Origin of the sequence: Pedobacter heparinus DSM 2366, assembly GCF_000023825.1 — a bacterium.
In the GTDB taxonomy this organism is placed as follows: domain Bacteria; phylum Bacteroidota; class Bacteroidia; order Sphingobacteriales; family Sphingobacteriaceae; genus Pedobacter; species Pedobacter heparinus.
The window spans coordinates 1672001-1686010 of record NC_013061.1; the positions used below are offsets into that span (position 1 = coordinate 1672001).

Below are 14010 nucleotides of genomic sequence, written 5' to 3' on the forward strand. Positions count from 1 at the left end.
TATGAAACAGATTTTTGTACTGGCACTGGCTGCTTTATCATTTGCTTCCTGCCAAAACACAGCAAAAAAAACTACCGAAGCTGGTCATGCTACTGAAACTGTAGCAGGCGCTCCTGATGCCGCTGTACCTGCAGCTGCCGACGCAGCAGTAATGAGCTTTGAGAATGGAAATTATGATTTCGGGAAGATCAGTCAGGGTGAAAAGGTGTATTACAGCTACAAATTTAAAAATGTAGGTAAAAGTCCCCTGATCATTTTAAATGCCACGGCTACCTGCGGTTGCACTGTACCCGAGGTGCCAAAGGAACCGATTAAACCTGGTGCAGAAGGCGAGATCAAAGTTGTGTTTGACAGCAATGGAAAATCGGGTATGCAAGATAAAGTAATTACAGTTACTTCAAATGCCCATCCAAATATTGCCAGCTTACACCTGACAGGAGAAATTAAAGAACAATCGAATTAATAAACATTTATACATTAACAATATGATATCAACAATAATTTTGCAGGCTCAGGGAAACGGAATGTTAAGCACCTTAGTGCCTATGGTTTTAATCATGGTTGTATTTTATTTCTTCATGATCAGGCCACAGGTTAAAAAAGCAAAAGACCTGAAAAAAATGGTTGAAGCCTTAAAAAAGGGAGATAAAATTGTGACCACTGCAGGTATTCACGGCCGTATAGCCGATATGAACGAAACTACTTTTCTAATTGAAGTAGAAGGTGGCACCAAAATCCGTTTTGATAAAACAGCAGTATCCTTAGATGCAACTAAAGCCGTTGCACCTAAAACTGAAGAAACAACCAAAGCATAGTTTTTAAGCTATAAATACAAAAGCCGCACCCTTGTTTGGTGTGGCTTTTGTATTTGAGTATATTTACGATATGCCATTTATCAAACTCACAAAAATAGAGCGGAAACGCTTCCTTGTTTTGATCACCTGTTTGCTGATCGCAATTGCAGCATGGTTGTTTATGGCATTGAACAATAAATATGTTTATACTGCCAAAACGGTTTTAAAGTATGCCAGTATTCCCCAGAAAAAAGCTTTTCATCCTTTACAGTCAGATACAGTAGATTTACAGGTAGAGGGTACCGGCTGGCAATTGCTTTTTGCACGCTTAAGGGTTAACCCGCAATCCATATCCATCAGTCTGGAAAAGCTGAACAACAGCAATTTTATCCTGTTTTCAGAGCAATTGTACAATGTGAACAGGCAGCTGGAAACTTCACAGAAGATCATCTCTGTAAAGCCGGATACCCTGTATTTTGATTTCTCTGAAAAAACAGTAAAAAGGGTACCGGTTAAGCTGAATGCTAAATTTAGTTTTGTAAAACAATATGGCATTTCTAGCCCCATTGAGCTTACACCAGATTATGTAACCATATCCGGACCGGAACAAGAGCTGGCCAGGATTAAAGAATGGAAAACGGATTCTCTTAACCTCGATGACGTACAGTATACCACTAAAAAAGTTGTGGGAATGACACAAAGCAAGTTGAAAAATGTAAGTATTTTTCCGGCAAGTGTCGAGGTAAAAGTACCGGTTGATGAGTTTACAGAAAAAATTCTGGAAGTTCCGCTGAAGATCATCAACAACAATGCCTATTACAGCATAAAACTATATCCAAAAAAAGTGAAGGTAACCTTTATGGTCGCTTTATCTAAATATAGCCAGGTAAATGAAGATTTTATAGAGGCTATAGTTGATATGGATGAATGGAAAAATTTAAACCACAGCAGGCTAAGAGTAAAGATTATACGCTTTCCGGATTATTGCCGGCTGATACAGGTGGCACCGGGTAAAGTTGATTTTATTATTGAAAAGTAATGTTAAAGATTGGGATCACAGGGGGAATAGGCAGTGGCAAAACAACCATCTGTAAGGTATTTGAGACTATGGGTATCCCTGTTTTTTATGCTGATACCGTAGCCAAACAGCTGATGGTAACGGATGAGCTGTTGATGAGCGGTGTAAGGCATACTTTTGGTACAGAAAGTTATGCTGCAGACGGCACATTAAACAACAAACACATTGCTGCAATAGTCTTTAACAACGCTGACGAACTGGCCAGATTAAATGCCTTGGTGCACCCCGCTGTGTTCCGGGCTTTTGAGGTATGGGTAAAACAGGTGCCTGCCCATGTTCCTTATGTACTCAAAGAAGCTGCTTTATTGTTTGAAAGCGGATCGTACAAAATGTGTGACCAGAATATTCTGGTGCTGGCACCGGAAGCGGCCAGGCTACAGTGGGTCATGGAACGTGATGGAGTAAGTGCAGCTCAGGTTAAGGCCAGGATGGATAAACAATTGCCCGATGAAGAAAAGATGAAACTTGCTGACCATCTTATTTATAACAACGAAACAGCCTCATTGATTATCCAGGTGCTTCGATTACACCAGCTGTTTCTAAATAAACCTGAATGATATTAGATGATTTTATAGTGGTTACCAAAACAGGTTTGTTTTGTAAGTATGGCGACTTTTACCTGGATCCAAAGGAAATAGTGAAACATGCAGTAATCTCTCATGCACATGGTGATCATGCGATTGGCGGTAACCTCAATGTATATTGTACCGAAGCAACGGCCCTGTTTATGAAGCACCGGTACAAAAAGTTCGCAGGGGCTGAATTTTATATTAAACCCTATGCTACAGCCTTTGACCTGAACGGAGTGCGTATCAGTTTTATTCCGGCAGGGCATATATTGGGCTCAGCACAGGTTTTAATGGAGTATAAGGGGGTAAAATACCTTTATACCGGAGATTATAAGCTACAACCGGATAAAACCTGTGAACCCATTGAATTTGTAACTGCCGACGTGCTGATTACAGAAACTACTTTTGCGGACCCTGGTACACAACATCCGGTGGCAGAAGAGGAGATCCTGAAATTAAATGCTACGCAGAACAACATTATGCTGGGTGCTTATTCATTAGGTAAGTGCCAGCGACTGATTAGTTTAATGAATGACCATTGTATAGAAAAAAGGATATTGGTACACCACAGTATGTTGCCTTTTATTAAAATATACGAACAGATGGGGATAAACCTTGGGCGGTACGAGGCTTACGACCGCAAGGTGATGAAAAACAATGTAGCCAATATGGTTTATATGGTGCCCCCAATGGTGTTTAGAAGCTATTTTAAGGCCATTAATGTGATCAGGGTATTTGCTACCGGCTGGAAACACCTGCAAAACAATCATGAAATCCAGTTGTATATATCTGATCATGCCGATTGGAACGACATTCTTTTTACGGTAGAAAAGGTAAAACCTACGCAGATATGGACCAATCATGGAAGTGGAATTCAACTCAAAAGTCATTTTGAAAGAAGTTTGGTCGTTAAATTGCTTAACTGATGAAAGAAGGGGTAGACTACTATTTTAACGAAAAAGGTTTAATGGTGTTTACCGCCGGATACCACCTTAGACGTGGGTATTGCTGTAAAAATAAATGTAAACACTGCCCCTGGGGTTTTGGCAAAACCAAACTAAAAGAAAAGCCCGGGGAAGATAAATAAAGGAATAAAGATGCAGTTGCAGAAAGAAACGCTGACTACGCGATTTGAAAGTATACATCACCAGGCGATCGTGAATGTTTTTCATACAGGAAACTGGTGCAATGAAAAATTAAAGCAGACCATACTGCCCTTTGAAGTAACTACACAACAGTTTAATATACTCAGGATTTTACGGGGGCAATACCCCAACGCCTGTACAGTGAATTTTCTGAAAACAAGAATGCTGGATAAGATGTGTGATGCATCTCGGATCATAGACCGGCTGGTGCAGAAAGGGTTGGTGCTGAAGGCCTCCAATGCAGAAGATAAAAGGGCAGTAGATATTCTGATCAGTGATAAGGGCCTGGCATTGCTCAAAGAAATGGACAAAGATGTAAGCCTGTCTGTACTGATCTCCTCTAACTTAACAGAAGAGGAAGCCCGGCTGCTGAATGATCTGCTGGATAAAATGAGGGGTTAATGTGCATGACTATGCCCACCTGAGGTATAAAAACCTATAAGGGCAATGGCCACACCACACAACACGGCAATCATTTTACGCCTGCTTACCTTATGGTCAACACTCGACTCAAACAGGATGGTGGTAGAGATGTGTAAGAATATCCCGATCACAATGCCCATGATCTTGTTAAAATAGGCCTCTACGCCACCAATGCTTCCATTGCTGATGCCGTAGCTTACATAAAAGCCGAGGGGTGCCATAATGGCAAATAAGCTGATGTAAAACACGATACTCTTTCTGGTAAACCTGCTCTGCAAAAGAATGCTCGCCAGTGCAAAAGCGGCAGGTATATGGTGCAGGGCAATGCCATAGATCAGGGCATTGTGCTGGTCTTTTGCCAAAGGCATGCCTTCTAAAAATGCATGCAGGCACAAACTGATCATGATGCCATAAGGGAACGCCTGGTTTTCATTGTGCTTATGAATATGTCCGTGTTCCACACCTTCCGAAAACTGTTCCAGGAAAATCTGTAACAGGAACCCGATTAAAATATATATCCCGATCTCGCTATGGTCAGGGCCGCTGTAGGCGTCGGGTATCAGATGTAATACGGTAATGGCAAATAAATAAGCACCACTAAACGATAGAATTAATTTCAGTAACTGGGATTTGTCGCTTTTAACCAAAAAAATGGCTATACCGCCTAAAAACGCGCTGAGAAATAAAATGAGTAATTTCCAGATTTCCATTATAGTTGTGGTTGTAATGTTCTATAAATTTTAGCTGTGCACAAGCCTATTGTAGTGCCCAATAAAGCCCCCACCATGGTATCTATTGGGTAGTGTACCCCAACATAGATCTGTGAGAAAGAAATGATAAAAGCCCAGGCCAGACCTATTGGCAATACCGGTTTCCACTTGTCATAAAATACAAATATCAGGAACACCGCAATGGCAAAGTGATTGGTGGCATGCGCCGAGGGGAAGCTGTAGCCGCTTCCACAGGGTACCCTGTGGATGATCTGGTCTATCAGGCTGGGTTCGTTACAAGGCCTTAGTCTTGCCACAAAGGGCTTAATAAGCCGTGATGCAATCAGATCGCCTATAGCAAAAGTGGCCAGCAGCATACCAATAATGTACCAACCTTTTTTTTTGTATTCTACAAAGGAAAAAACAACAATAAACAAATAAAGGGGAGCCCAGGTATACCTGTTTCGCATGAGGGGCAGCAACCAGTCAAAAAAAGGATTGGCCATACCCCTGTGAATTTTTAAAAACAGGTCTACATCAAATTGTTGCAGGCTTTCTATCATGCTTTTTTGCAGATTAATATCAAACGGTCCGATTTATTTTCATCAAATTCCTCTAAACCATAGCTTCCAAATTTGGCACTGATGCTTAATCCTGCTTTTTGAAACATCCGTTCAAAGTCTGCCAGCTTAAAAGCCTGTACCCTTTCTTCAAAGGCAAAGGGCTTACCGCGGTGTTCAAAATTGATGTGCTTGATGATCTTACCATTGGCCACAAATTTACTCAAATGGAATTCTATCCCCTCAACAGTTTTGATTTCTTTATGGGTAAGGTTCTTGATGATCTTTTCAGTATTAAAATAATCTATTACCAGGGTTCCATCAGCTTTTAAACCCTTTCTGAACGACTTTAAAGCATTTACATGGTCTTTTTCAGTTTCAAAATATCCAAAACTGGTGAACAGGTTTAAAGCGATGTCAAAGTAATTGATGAAACACAGTTTGCGCATGTCGTGCACAAAAAAGTGCAGGTGTTTTTGCTCAAACTGCTGTGCATATCTGATGCTTTGTTCTGAAAGGTCTATTCCGGTTACATCGTAGCCTTTTTTATTGAGGTAAATGGCATGCCGGCCACGTCCGCAGGCTATGTCCAGTATGCGTGATTCGGCTGCTGGTTTTAAATAGGCAGAAAGGTTGTCAATTAAGAATTCTGCCTCAGCATCATTACGTTGACTGTAAAGAATATGATAATAAGGAGAGTTAAACCAGTATTGAAACCATTTGCGCTGCATAGTTAACATTTTAAAAAACACAAATATAGTGTTTTGGTTGCAACAGATAAGTTTATTTGCAGAGGAGATGCAATTTAAAGCATTAATTTATTTATGACCCAACTTAAATAATTGGTTAGCTGATTTTTTCTTATTTTTGGTGAAAATCAGAATAACTTGACACTTATAAAATCAATCTCCGGAATCAGGGGAACGATTGGTGGCATCGCCGGCAATGGTTTAACCCCTATCGACATCGTAAAATTTACAGCAGCTTATGGCTCCTGGGTAATCAACAGAACCAACATTAAAAAAATTGTTCTTGGCCGCGACGCCAGGATCTCTGGTGAAATGGTAAACAACCTGGTCATCGGAACATTGCAGGGACTGGGCATTGAAGTGGTAGACTTGGGTCTGTCCACTACTCCTACAGTTGAAATTGCAGTTCCCATGGAAAAGGCAGGGGGTGGTATTATCCTCACAGCAAGCCACAATCCAAAACAATGGAATGCTTTAAAACTATTAAACGATAAAGGCGAATTTATCAGTGATGCAGATGGGAAAGAAGTGCTTGATATTGCTGAAAAAGCAGAATTTGAGTTTGCTGATGTGGATAGCCTGGGCAAAGTACTGAGTAATGATACCTACCTGCAAAAACACATCGATATTATCCTGGCATTGCCTCTGGTAGATGTTGAAGCAATTAAAAAGGCCAATTTCAAAATAGCCATCGACTGTGTAAACTCTACCGGTGGAATTTTTGTTCCGGCCCTCTTAAAAGCGCTGGGCGTAGAAACTATATACGAACTTTACTGTGAACCTGATGGCCGTTTTCCGCATAATCCGGAACCTTTGCCTGAAAATTTAACTGAAATTGCTAAAGTAGTACAAAGTAAAAAGGCAGATCTTGGTATCGTTGTAGATCCGGATGTAGACCGTTTGTGCTTTGTTTGTGAGGATGGGGAGATGTTTGGTGAAGAATATACATTGGTGGCCGTAGCAGATTATATCCTTAAAAATACCCCTGGTAATACCGTGTCCAATCTGTCTTCAACCAGGGCTTTGCGGGATGTAACCGAAAGTGCAGGCGGAAAATATAATGCCTCTGCTGTGGGCGAAGTGAATGTCGTAAACCAGATGAAAGCTACAAATGCCATCATCGGTGGCGAAGGGAATGGTGGTATCATTTATCCTGAACTGCATTATGGACGCGATGCTTTGGTCGGTATTGCCTTGTTCCTTACCCATCTGGCAAAATCGGGCAAGTCCATTTCTGTATTGCGCAGCAGCTATCCTGAATACCACATCTCCAAAAATAAGATCACACTTACACCAGAGATGGACATTGATGCATTGCTGATTAAGGTGCAGGAAAAATATAAAGACCAGCCAAACAGCACAATAGATGGCTTAAAGATTGAATTTGATAAAGAATGGGTGCACCTGAGGAGGTCAAATACCGAACCGATTATCCGTATTTATAGCGAGGCAGGAACGGAAACTGTAGCAGAGGGGCTTGCAGCAAAGATCATATCGGATATCAAAGAAATATTAAAACTGAGCTAACAAAAAAACTAACTAACTTATTTAACATGGAACGGGTTTATTTAGATAATGCCGCCACCACGCCTTTGGATAAGGAAGTGATGGCGGAGATGGTAAATGTAATGCGCAATTATTACGGAAACCCGTCATCTATTCATGCACAGGGGCGTGAAGTCCGTACCTTAATTGAAAAGGCCCGCAAAACGGTTGCTGGGCTGTTAAACGCAACGCCTGCCGAGATATTTTTTACCTCTGGAGGTACGGAGGCTGACAATACGGCCATCCGTTGCGGTATTGCAGCCTATAACATCAAACATGCCATTACTTCTAAAATAGAACATCATGCGGTAGAGCATACGCTTAACATGATGCTGGAACAGGGAGTGATAGACAAGCTTAGCTTTGTAGATATAGATGAAAAAGGTAATGTTGATTATGTGCACCTTGAAGAACTCCTGAAAAACAATGAGCGCTCTTTTGTATCACTGATGCATGCCAATAATGAACTGGGTACCTTAACAGATATAGAACGGGTTGGCGACCTCTGTGAACAATATGCTGCAATTTACCATTGTGATACTGTGCAAACGATGGGACATTACAAACATGATGTAAGAAAATTAAAAGCCCATTTTATGGTGTGTGCGGCACATAAGCTGCATGGCCCTAAGGGAGTCGGTTTCTTATTTGTAAACCACAATGTCAAAATAAGTCCGATGATATTTGGCGGTGCTCAGGAGCGCAATATGCGTGGGGGCACAGAGAATGTGTACGGAATTGTAGGTTTGGCTAAAGCCCTGGAAATTGCTTATGCCGAAATGGAAAACCATCAGCAGCACATTCAGGAATTAAAGGATTACCTTAAGCTTAAACTGAATGAAATTCCCGACGTATATTTTAACGGGGAAACGGATTCAGAAAAGAGTTTATATACCGTACTGAGTGTTTCTTTCCCAGCAATGGATATGGCCGATATGCTGTTGTTTAACCTGGACATTAATGGCATTTCGGCCTCTGGCGGCAGTGCGTGTTCCTCCGGTTCCAATATTGGCTCGCATGTGCTTACGGGTATTCATGCCGATCCTAACCGCCCTTCGGTTCGCTTTTCTTTCAGCAAATACAATACTAAAGAAGAGCTGGATTATGTAGTTGAAAAAGTTAAAGAGATTGTAGATAAAAATGTAGCGGTTTAATTAAACCGCTACATTTTTTAATTCTTCATCATTTTAAGGAAAGCCGCCAGTTTCGCTTTCATTGCCCTGCGGTCTACTATGAAATCTAAAAAGCCGTGTTCCAAAACAAATTCGGCAGTCTGGAAGCCTTTAGGTAAATCTTTTTTGATAGTTTCTTTAATCACCCTGGGACCCGCAAAACCTATTAATGAACCTGGTTCAGCGATATTGATGTCGCCCAGCATAGCATAGGAAGCAGTTACACCACCAGTGGTAGGGTCGGTCAATAAAGAAATATACGGGATTTTAGCCTGACTTAACAAAGCCAGTTTGGCCGATGTTTTAGCCATTTGCATTAATGAAAATGCAGCTTCCATCATTCTTGCACCACCTGATTTTGAAATCATCAGGAAAGGGATTTTGTGTTTAATGCTATAATCAATAGAACGGGCAATCTTTTCACCAACTACCGAGCCCATCGATCCGCCAATGAAGTTAAAGTCCATACAGGCCACTACCAGGTCTTCACCCTCTATTTTACCATGAGCAGCTCTTATAGCATCCTTTAAGCCGGTTTTAGCCATGCTTTCTATTAGCCTTTCTGTATAGGGTTTGCTGTCTGTAAAGTTCAGGGGGTCGCCCGAGGTCAGGTTCGGAAATAGTTCTGTGAACTGATTGTTGTCGAACAATACCTGGAAATATTCTTTGGAACCCACACGCAAATGATAATTGCAGTATTGGCAAACATATTTATTCTCTAGCAGGTCAGCACTATGTAAAGCCTTTTTACAATTCGGGCACTTATTCCATAAACCGTCTGGTGCCTCTTTCTTTTCTTCTGTTGATGTACTGATACCTTTTTTTTCTCTCTTAAACCAAGCCATGTTATTTGTTGAAAAATGCGAGTACAAAGAAACAAAAAAAAATTAGAACACCCTGCGCTAGTTTAGCCTAAATTAATTTGCCTAAACCTATATTTTTCATAACTTCGGCGTATCTAAAATTAAAAATAATGAGTTTAAAAGGCTATAAAGGCGTAATTTACGGAGATGCCGTTCAGGAATTGTTTGAACAGGCTAAGAAACATCAATTTGCATTACCTGCAGTTAATGTTACCGGAACCAATACCATCAATGCTGTGATGGAAACTGCCAAAGCAGTTAATTCACCGGTTATGATCCAACTTTCTAACGGTGGTGCACAGTTTTATGCAGGGAAAACATTAAATAATGATAACTTAAAAGCCTGTGTACTAGGTGCAGTATCTGCAGCTAAACATGTTCATTTACTGGCAGAGCATTATGGTGTTGCAGTGGTATTGCATACAGACCATGCCGCAAAAAAATTGTTGCCATGGATAGACGGATTGCTTGATCATGGTGAAAAATTCTTTGCTGAACATGGTAAACCATTGTTTTCTTCCCATATGCTCGATCTTTCGGAAGAGTCAATTGAAGAAAATATGGAAATCTCTGCTAAATACTTAGCGCGTATGGCTAAAATGGGCATGACCATCGAAATTGAACTTGGCGTTACCGGCGGAGAGGAAGATGGCGTAGATAACAGCGATGTAGATAGCTCTAAATTATATACGCAACCTTCTGAAGTAGCTTATGCTTATGAAGAACTGAGCAAGGTAAGCGATAAATTTACAGTAGCTGCAGCATTTGGTAACGTTCATGGTGTATACAAACCGGGTAATGTTAAATTACAACCGGTTATCCTTAAAAACTCTCAGGATTACATCAGGGAGAAATTTGGCCTCACTGCCGAAAAACCTATCAATTTTGTTTTCCATGGTGGTTCTGGTTCTTCTCAAGAAGAGATCAGGGAAGCAATTTCCTATGGTGCCATTAAAATGAATATCGATACCGATATGCAATGGGCGTTCTGGGAAGGTATTCTGGATTATTATAAAGCCAATGAAGCTTATCTTCAAGGGCAAATTGGCAACCCGGATGGCGAAGATAAACCAAATAAAAAATACTATGACCCACGTGTTTGGTTACGCAAAGGTGAAGAAGCTTTTGTGGCCCGTTTAACTCAGGCTTTTGAAGACCTGAACTGTAAAGATGCCAGCGACAAGTTGTAACTATTTTATAAAATGACTTAAAGCGTCATGAGGTCAAACCTTATGGCGCTTTTTTTGTAGTTTTAATATTCAGCATCGGTTTTCTGATGCTGAATACTTAAGTAAAAAATTTCCTGATGATTCAAATCCATAAAACAGAATATACTGATGAATAAAAAAGAAGGAAAAAATAACAGTTTATTTGAACGTTTTGCTAATGCTGCAACTACCTTTACGGGCAGTTCAGCCGCTTTTATTACCGCTACCGCTATTGTGGTGATATGGGCTTTAAGCGGGCCCGTATTCAATTATTCAGAAACCTGGCAGCTTGTGATCAATACCGGAACAACCATTATTACCTTTCTGATGGTGTTTTTAATTCAAAAAGCACAGAATAAAGATGGAAAAGCCATCCAGTTAAAACTGAATGAACTGATTGCTGCTCATGAACGTGCAAGCAACAGGATGGTCGATATTGAGGACCTGACTGAAAGGGAGCTTGACCAGTTGCATAAATTTTATGTAACGCTGGCAGACCTTGCTAAAAAGGAAAATGACATTCATTGTTCTCATTCCATAGATGCTGCCGGGGAAATCCACGAAATTAAAAGAAAAGTAAAAACTATATCAAAAAAAATTCATGGAAGCACTGCTCGTAAACAAGATCAAAAATAAGGAAGAGCTGGAAAAAGCATTTGCGATAAGGAAGAAGGTATTTGTAGAAGAACAGAACTGTCCGCCAGAACTGGAATGGGAACACGAAGAGGAATCGATCCATTTTCTTGCCGAAATTAACGGAGAAGCCTGTGGGGCATGCCGCTGGCGTAAAACTGACGAAGGTTATAAACTGGAACGTTTTGCTGTTTTAAAAGAGTTCAGGGGCAAAAGAATAGGGCAGGCCCTGGTAGCTGCGGCACTGGCAGATTTGCCAGAAAATGCCCACTACATTTACGTGCATTCACAATTGGATGCGATGCGGATGTATTCAAGGTTTGGCTTTATGGCCGAAGGTGAACAATTTGAAGAAGCAGGAATCCAGCATTTTAAAATGGTAAAAAAAAGCTAGTGAAATATTTTGGCAGAGAAGCGGAGGGCTTCCTGCCATTTTTCCATATCCAAACCTAAATGCTCGTCTTTAGTCTGTAAATAATAGATAAGCTCTTCTGTAGCCATATTGCCAGTTAAATCATCACTGGCCATCGGACAACCACCAAAGCCTTTTAATGCACTGTCAAAACGCCTGCAACCACTTTCATAAGCTGCCTGCATCTTTTCATAACGTGTATTTGGGGTACTGTGTAAATGCAGGCCGACTTCCACATCAGGATAATGTCTGATCAGACCCGGTACAATTGCCCTGATCTTTTCAGGCGAGGATATACCGGTAGTGTCTGATAAAGCCAGGATTTTAGCTCCCTGACCAACCAGTTCGGCGGCCCATTTTTCAACAATTTCAGGGTTCCATTCATCGCCATAAGGATTGCCAAATCCCATAGATATATAAATTACTGCTGTTTTTTGCCACTTTTCACAACTTTCCAGCAGTCGTTTAACAGTGTCTGTGGATTGTGCAATGCCCGAATTGGTATTGCGTTGCTGGAAGGTTTCTGAGATAGAGAAGGGGAAGCCCAGGTAACTGATCTCCGGATATGAACAGGCAGCTTCAACACCCTTTAAATTAGCTACAATAGCCAATAGCTTTGAACGTGTTGTGCCCAGGTCCAGTTTTGCTAAAACCGCTGCCGTATCACGCAGTTGGGGAATGGCTTTTGGGGATACAAAGCTACCAAAGTCTATGGTGTCAAAGCCTACCTGCAGCAACAGGTTAATATAGGCGGCTTTAAGGTCAGTATCAATAAAGTCATGTATGCCCTGCATGGCATCTCTTGGGCATTCTATTAATTTAACTGGTTTTTGTCTCATTTTGTACGGCTAATTCCTCGTCTGTACTTTTTTCTTTTAAAAATGGGCGGATGATCAACCTGGTACCCCTGTCGTAACTAAAATAGCTCCATACCCAGTTTACAAATACCACCAGTTTATTTCTAAAGCCCACTAAGGTCATCAAATGTACAAACATCCAGGTGAACCAGGCAAATACACCCTGAAATCTGATCTTGTGCAAATCTACCACCGCCCTGTTCCGGCCAACGGTGGCCATTGCGCCCTTATCGAAATATTTAAAGGGTTCTGTTGGCTTTTTTTCAATGATGTTCATCAGGTTTTTTGCCAGCAGCTTTCCCTGCTGTATGGCTGCAGGGGCAACACCGGGATGTCCGTTAGGAAACTCATCAGTGATCATGGCGGCTACATCGCCAAGGGCATAAATATTGGTATAGCCATCTACCAGGTTAATCTCATTTACTTTCAGCCGGTTGCCCCTTACTACCTTTTCGGCATTCAGGCCATCTAAAACCACCCCTTTAACACCGGCCGACCAGATGACCGTTGAGGAAGGGATGTGCTGTCCGTCAACCAGGCTCAGCATAGCACCATCATAAGCAGAAACGCGGGCATTGTTCATGATGGTCACCCCAAGTTCATGAAGAAAATCGGCTGATTTTTGTTGGGCCTGTACAGACATGGCGCCCAGCAATTCCGGCGACCCTTCAATCAGGTAAATATTTACATCATCAATATTAAGTTCAGGATAGTCATTCTTAAGTACATGTTTTTTTAGCTCGGCCAGTGCCCCCGCAGTTTCCACACCTGTGGGGCCGCCACCAACCACCACAAAATTCAGCAGTTGCGCCCGCAACAGCGGGTCTGCGGCTATTTGTGCAGCTTCCAGGTTCTGTAAAATTAAACTCCTGAGGTTTAGCGCTTCAGGAATTGATTTCATGGGCATGGCATTGTACTCAATTTCTGCCTGTCCGAAAAAATTACTGGTTGAGCCTGTAGCAAGTACAAGATGGTCATAGTCAATCATGCCGATCGAAGTTTCAATGGTATTTTCGGCAGCATCTACTTTGTGTACTTCTGTAACCCTGAAAGTCAGGTTCTTTTGCCCCTTGAATATTTTACGCAAGGGGAAAGCGATAGAATCAGCTTCTAAACCTCCTGTAGCCACCTGATAGAGCAGGGGCTGGAAGGTATGGTAATTGTGCTTATCCAGCAGCATCACATCTACGTTTTTATTGCGTAGTTTTTTGGCCAGTTCAATTCCTCCAAATCCACCACCTACAATTACAATTCTTGGTTTGTTGCCTTTTGGGAAATGTTGCTCCATAATC

Annotated in this window: 18 protein-coding genes; 12 read left to right on the top strand and 6 right to left on the bottom strand. The window is 41.4% G+C overall.

The window, feature by feature from the left end:
* Position 1 precedes the first annotated feature (1 nt).
* The 7 genes from PHEP_RS07010 (at position 2) to PHEP_RS07035 (ending at position 3988) form a co-directional block, all read left to right on the top strand.
* A complete protein-coding gene (locus PHEP_RS07010; RefSeq protein ID WP_012781560.1) occupies positions 2 to 463 on the top strand; it encodes a DUF1573 domain-containing protein in 462 nt (153 codons plus the stop codon).
* Positions 464 to 485: 22 nt separating this feature from the next.
* A complete protein-coding gene (gene yajC, locus PHEP_RS07015) occupies positions 486 to 815 on the top strand; it encodes a preprotein translocase subunit YajC (protein ID WP_012781561.1) in 330 nt (109 codons plus the stop codon).
* A 70-nt stretch (positions 816 to 885) separates the two neighbouring features.
* Positions 886 to 1833 carry a CdaR family protein gene (locus PHEP_RS07020; protein WP_036674283.1) on the top strand — a complete coding sequence of 316 codons (948 nt, stop codon included), beginning with the start codon at positions 886 to 888 and terminating at the stop codon, positions 1831 to 1833.
* Positions 1833 to 2429 (top strand): dephospho-CoA kinase, encoded by a 597-nt coding sequence (gene coaE / locus PHEP_RS07025; RefSeq protein WP_012781563.1) that lies wholly within the window; start codon positions 1833 to 1835, stop codon positions 2427 to 2429. Before PHEP_RS07020 ends, coaE begins: the two co-directional genes overlap by 1 nt.
* The gene (locus PHEP_RS07030) at positions 2426 to 3367 is read left to right on the top strand and encodes an RNA procession exonuclease-like protein (protein ID WP_012781564.1); all 942 of its coding nucleotides are present in this window, start codon (positions 2426 to 2428) and stop codon (positions 3365 to 3367) included. The genes coaE and PHEP_RS07030 overlap by 4 nt, the downstream gene beginning before the upstream one ends.
* The gene (locus tag PHEP_RS22170) at positions 3367 to 3528 is read left to right on the top strand and encodes a C1orf53 family protein (RefSeq protein WP_012781565.1); all 162 of its coding nucleotides are present in this window, start codon (positions 3367 to 3369) and stop codon (positions 3526 to 3528) included. Before PHEP_RS07030 ends, PHEP_RS22170 begins: the two co-directional genes overlap by 1 nt.
* Positions 3529 to 3538: 10 nt before the next feature.
* Positions 3539 to 3988: a MarR family winged helix-turn-helix transcriptional regulator gene (locus tag PHEP_RS07035; RefSeq protein WP_012781566.1), complete on the top strand. Its 450-nt coding sequence runs from the start codon at positions 3539 to 3541 to the stop codon at positions 3986 to 3988.
* On the opposite strand, the gene PHEP_RS07040 is transcribed toward PHEP_RS07035, so the two are convergent.
* Genes PHEP_RS07040 through PHEP_RS07050 form a run of 3 tightly spaced genes read right to left on the bottom strand, consistent with a single transcriptional unit; the run spans position 3985 to position 6010 of the window.
* Positions 3985 to 4719, bottom strand: coding sequence for a ZIP family metal transporter (locus PHEP_RS07040; protein WP_012781567.1), 735 nt, complete (start codon positions 4717 to 4719; stop codon positions 3985 to 3987). The two genes, PHEP_RS07035 and PHEP_RS07040, sit on opposite strands and share 4 nt — an antisense overlap.
* Complete coding sequence (locus PHEP_RS07045) at positions 4719 to 5282, bottom strand: phosphatase PAP2 family protein (RefSeq protein WP_012781568.1); 564 nt, start codon at positions 5280 to 5282, stop codon at positions 4719 to 4721. Before PHEP_RS07045 ends, PHEP_RS07040 begins: the two co-directional genes overlap by 1 nt.
* Positions 5279 to 6010: a class I SAM-dependent methyltransferase gene (locus tag PHEP_RS07050; RefSeq protein ID WP_036673869.1), complete on the bottom strand. Its 732-nt coding sequence runs from the start codon at positions 6008 to 6010 to the stop codon at positions 5279 to 5281. Before PHEP_RS07050 ends, PHEP_RS07045 begins: the two co-directional genes overlap by 4 nt.
* Before the next feature lie 156 nt (positions 6011 to 6166).
* On the opposite strand from PHEP_RS07050, the gene glmM reads away from it, so the two are divergent.
* Both glmM and PHEP_RS07060 read left to right on the top strand, forming a co-directional pair.
* Complete coding sequence (gene glmM / locus PHEP_RS07055) at positions 6167 to 7555, top strand: phosphoglucosamine mutase (protein WP_012781570.1); 1389 nt, start codon at positions 6167 to 6169, stop codon at positions 7553 to 7555.
* Positions 7556 to 7581: 26 nt separating this feature from the next.
* Positions 7582 to 8727, top strand: coding sequence for a cysteine desulfurase family protein (locus PHEP_RS07060; protein ID WP_012781571.1), 1146 nt, complete (start codon positions 7582 to 7584; stop codon positions 8725 to 8727).
* A gap of 17 nt (positions 8728 to 8744) precedes the next feature.
* Here the strand turns inward: PHEP_RS07060 and accD are convergent, their stop codons facing one another.
* Positions 8745 to 9590 carry an acetyl-CoA carboxylase, carboxyltransferase subunit beta gene (gene accD / locus PHEP_RS07065; protein WP_012781572.1) on the bottom strand — a complete coding sequence of 282 codons (846 nt, stop codon included), beginning with the start codon at positions 9588 to 9590 and terminating at the stop codon, positions 8745 to 8747.
* A gap of 128 nt (positions 9591 to 9718) precedes the next feature.
* Between accD and fbaA the strand changes: the two genes are divergently transcribed.
* The 3 genes from fbaA (at position 9719) to PHEP_RS07080 (ending at position 11843) form a co-directional block, all read left to right on the top strand.
* Positions 9719 to 10798: a class II fructose-bisphosphate aldolase gene (gene fbaA, locus PHEP_RS07070; protein ID WP_012781573.1), complete on the top strand. Its 1080-nt coding sequence runs from the start codon at positions 9719 to 9721 to the stop codon at positions 10796 to 10798.
* A gap of 147 nt (positions 10799 to 10945) precedes the next feature.
* Positions 10946 to 11452 (top strand): low affinity iron permease family protein, encoded by a 507-nt coding sequence (locus PHEP_RS07075; RefSeq protein WP_012781574.1) that lies wholly within the window; start codon positions 10946 to 10948, stop codon positions 11450 to 11452.
* Entirely contained in the window at positions 11418 to 11843 is a 426-nt protein-coding gene (locus PHEP_RS07080) for a GNAT family N-acetyltransferase (RefSeq protein ID WP_012781575.1), read from the top strand. The genes PHEP_RS07075 and PHEP_RS07080 overlap by 35 nt, the downstream gene beginning before the upstream one ends.
* Here the strand turns inward: PHEP_RS07080 and PHEP_RS07085 are convergent.
* The gene (locus PHEP_RS07085; RefSeq protein ID WP_012781576.1) at positions 11840 to 12700 is read right to left on the bottom strand and encodes a hydroxymethylglutaryl-CoA lyase; all 861 of its coding nucleotides are present in this window, start codon (positions 12698 to 12700) and stop codon (positions 11840 to 11842) included. The genes PHEP_RS07080 and PHEP_RS07085 overlap by 4 nt on opposite strands.
* The gene (locus PHEP_RS07090) at positions 12681 to 14006 is read right to left on the bottom strand and encodes an NAD(P)/FAD-dependent oxidoreductase (RefSeq protein ID WP_012781577.1); all 1326 of its coding nucleotides are present in this window, start codon (positions 14004 to 14006) and stop codon (positions 12681 to 12683) included. Before PHEP_RS07090 ends, PHEP_RS07085 begins: the two co-directional genes overlap by 20 nt.
* Positions 14007 to 14010 lie beyond the last annotated feature (4 nt).

What these genes read in the sequence shown, in the direction of transcription:
- PHEP_RS07010 (WP_012781560.1), top strand. Translation starts at nt 2, where the DNA reads ATGAAACAGATTTTTGTACTGGCACTGGCTGCTTTATCATTTGCTTCC.
- yajC (WP_012781561.1), top strand. Translation starts at nt 486, where the DNA reads ATGATATCAACAATAATTTTGCAGGCTCAGGGAAACGGAATGTTAAGC.
- PHEP_RS07020 (WP_036674283.1), top strand. Translation starts at nt 886, where the DNA reads ATGCCATTTATCAAACTCACAAAAATAGAGCGGAAACGCTTCCTTGTT.
- coaE (WP_012781563.1), top strand. Translation starts at nt 1,833, where the DNA reads ATGTTAAAGATTGGGATCACAGGGGGAATAGGCAGTGGCAAAACAACC.
- PHEP_RS07030 (WP_012781564.1), top strand. Translation starts at nt 2,426, where the DNA reads ATGATATTAGATGATTTTATAGTGGTTACCAAAACAGGTTTGTTTTGT.
- PHEP_RS22170 (WP_012781565.1), top strand. Translation starts at nt 3,367, where the DNA reads ATGAAAGAAGGGGTAGACTACTATTTTAACGAAAAAGGTTTAATGGTG.
- PHEP_RS07035 (WP_012781566.1), top strand. Translation starts at nt 3,539, where the DNA reads ATGCAGTTGCAGAAAGAAACGCTGACTACGCGATTTGAAAGTATACAT.
- PHEP_RS07040 (WP_012781567.1), bottom strand. Translation starts at nt 4,719, where the DNA reads ATGGAAATCTGGAAATTACTCATTTTATTTCTCAGCGCGTTTTTAGGC.
- PHEP_RS07045 (WP_012781568.1), bottom strand. Translation starts at nt 5,282, where the DNA reads ATGATAGAAAGCCTGCAACAATTTGATGTAGACCTGTTTTTAAAAATT.
- PHEP_RS07050 (WP_036673869.1), bottom strand. Translation starts at nt 6,010, where the DNA reads ATGCAGCGCAAATGGTTTCAATACTGGTTTAACTCTCCTTATTATCAT.
- PHEP_RS07060 (WP_012781571.1), top strand. Translation starts at nt 7,582, where the DNA reads ATGGAACGGGTTTATTTAGATAATGCCGCCACCACGCCTTTGGATAAG.
- accD (WP_012781572.1), bottom strand. Translation starts at nt 9,590, where the DNA reads ATGGCTTGGTTTAAGAGAGAAAAAAAAGGTATCAGTACATCAACAGAA.
- fbaA (WP_012781573.1), top strand. Translation starts at nt 9,719, where the DNA reads ATGAGTTTAAAAGGCTATAAAGGCGTAATTTACGGAGATGCCGTTCAG.
- PHEP_RS07075 (WP_012781574.1), top strand. Translation starts at nt 10,946, where the DNA reads ATGAATAAAAAAGAAGGAAAAAATAACAGTTTATTTGAACGTTTTGCT.
- PHEP_RS07080 (WP_012781575.1), top strand. Translation starts at nt 11,418, where the DNA reads ATGGAAGCACTGCTCGTAAACAAGATCAAAAATAAGGAAGAGCTGGAA.
- PHEP_RS07085 (WP_012781576.1), bottom strand. Translation starts at nt 12,700, where the DNA reads ATGAGACAAAAACCAGTTAAATTAATAGAATGCCCAAGAGATGCCATG.
- PHEP_RS07090 (WP_012781577.1), bottom strand. Translation starts at nt 14,006, where the DNA reads ATGGAGCAACATTTCCCAAAAGGCAACAAACCAAGAATTGTAATTGTA.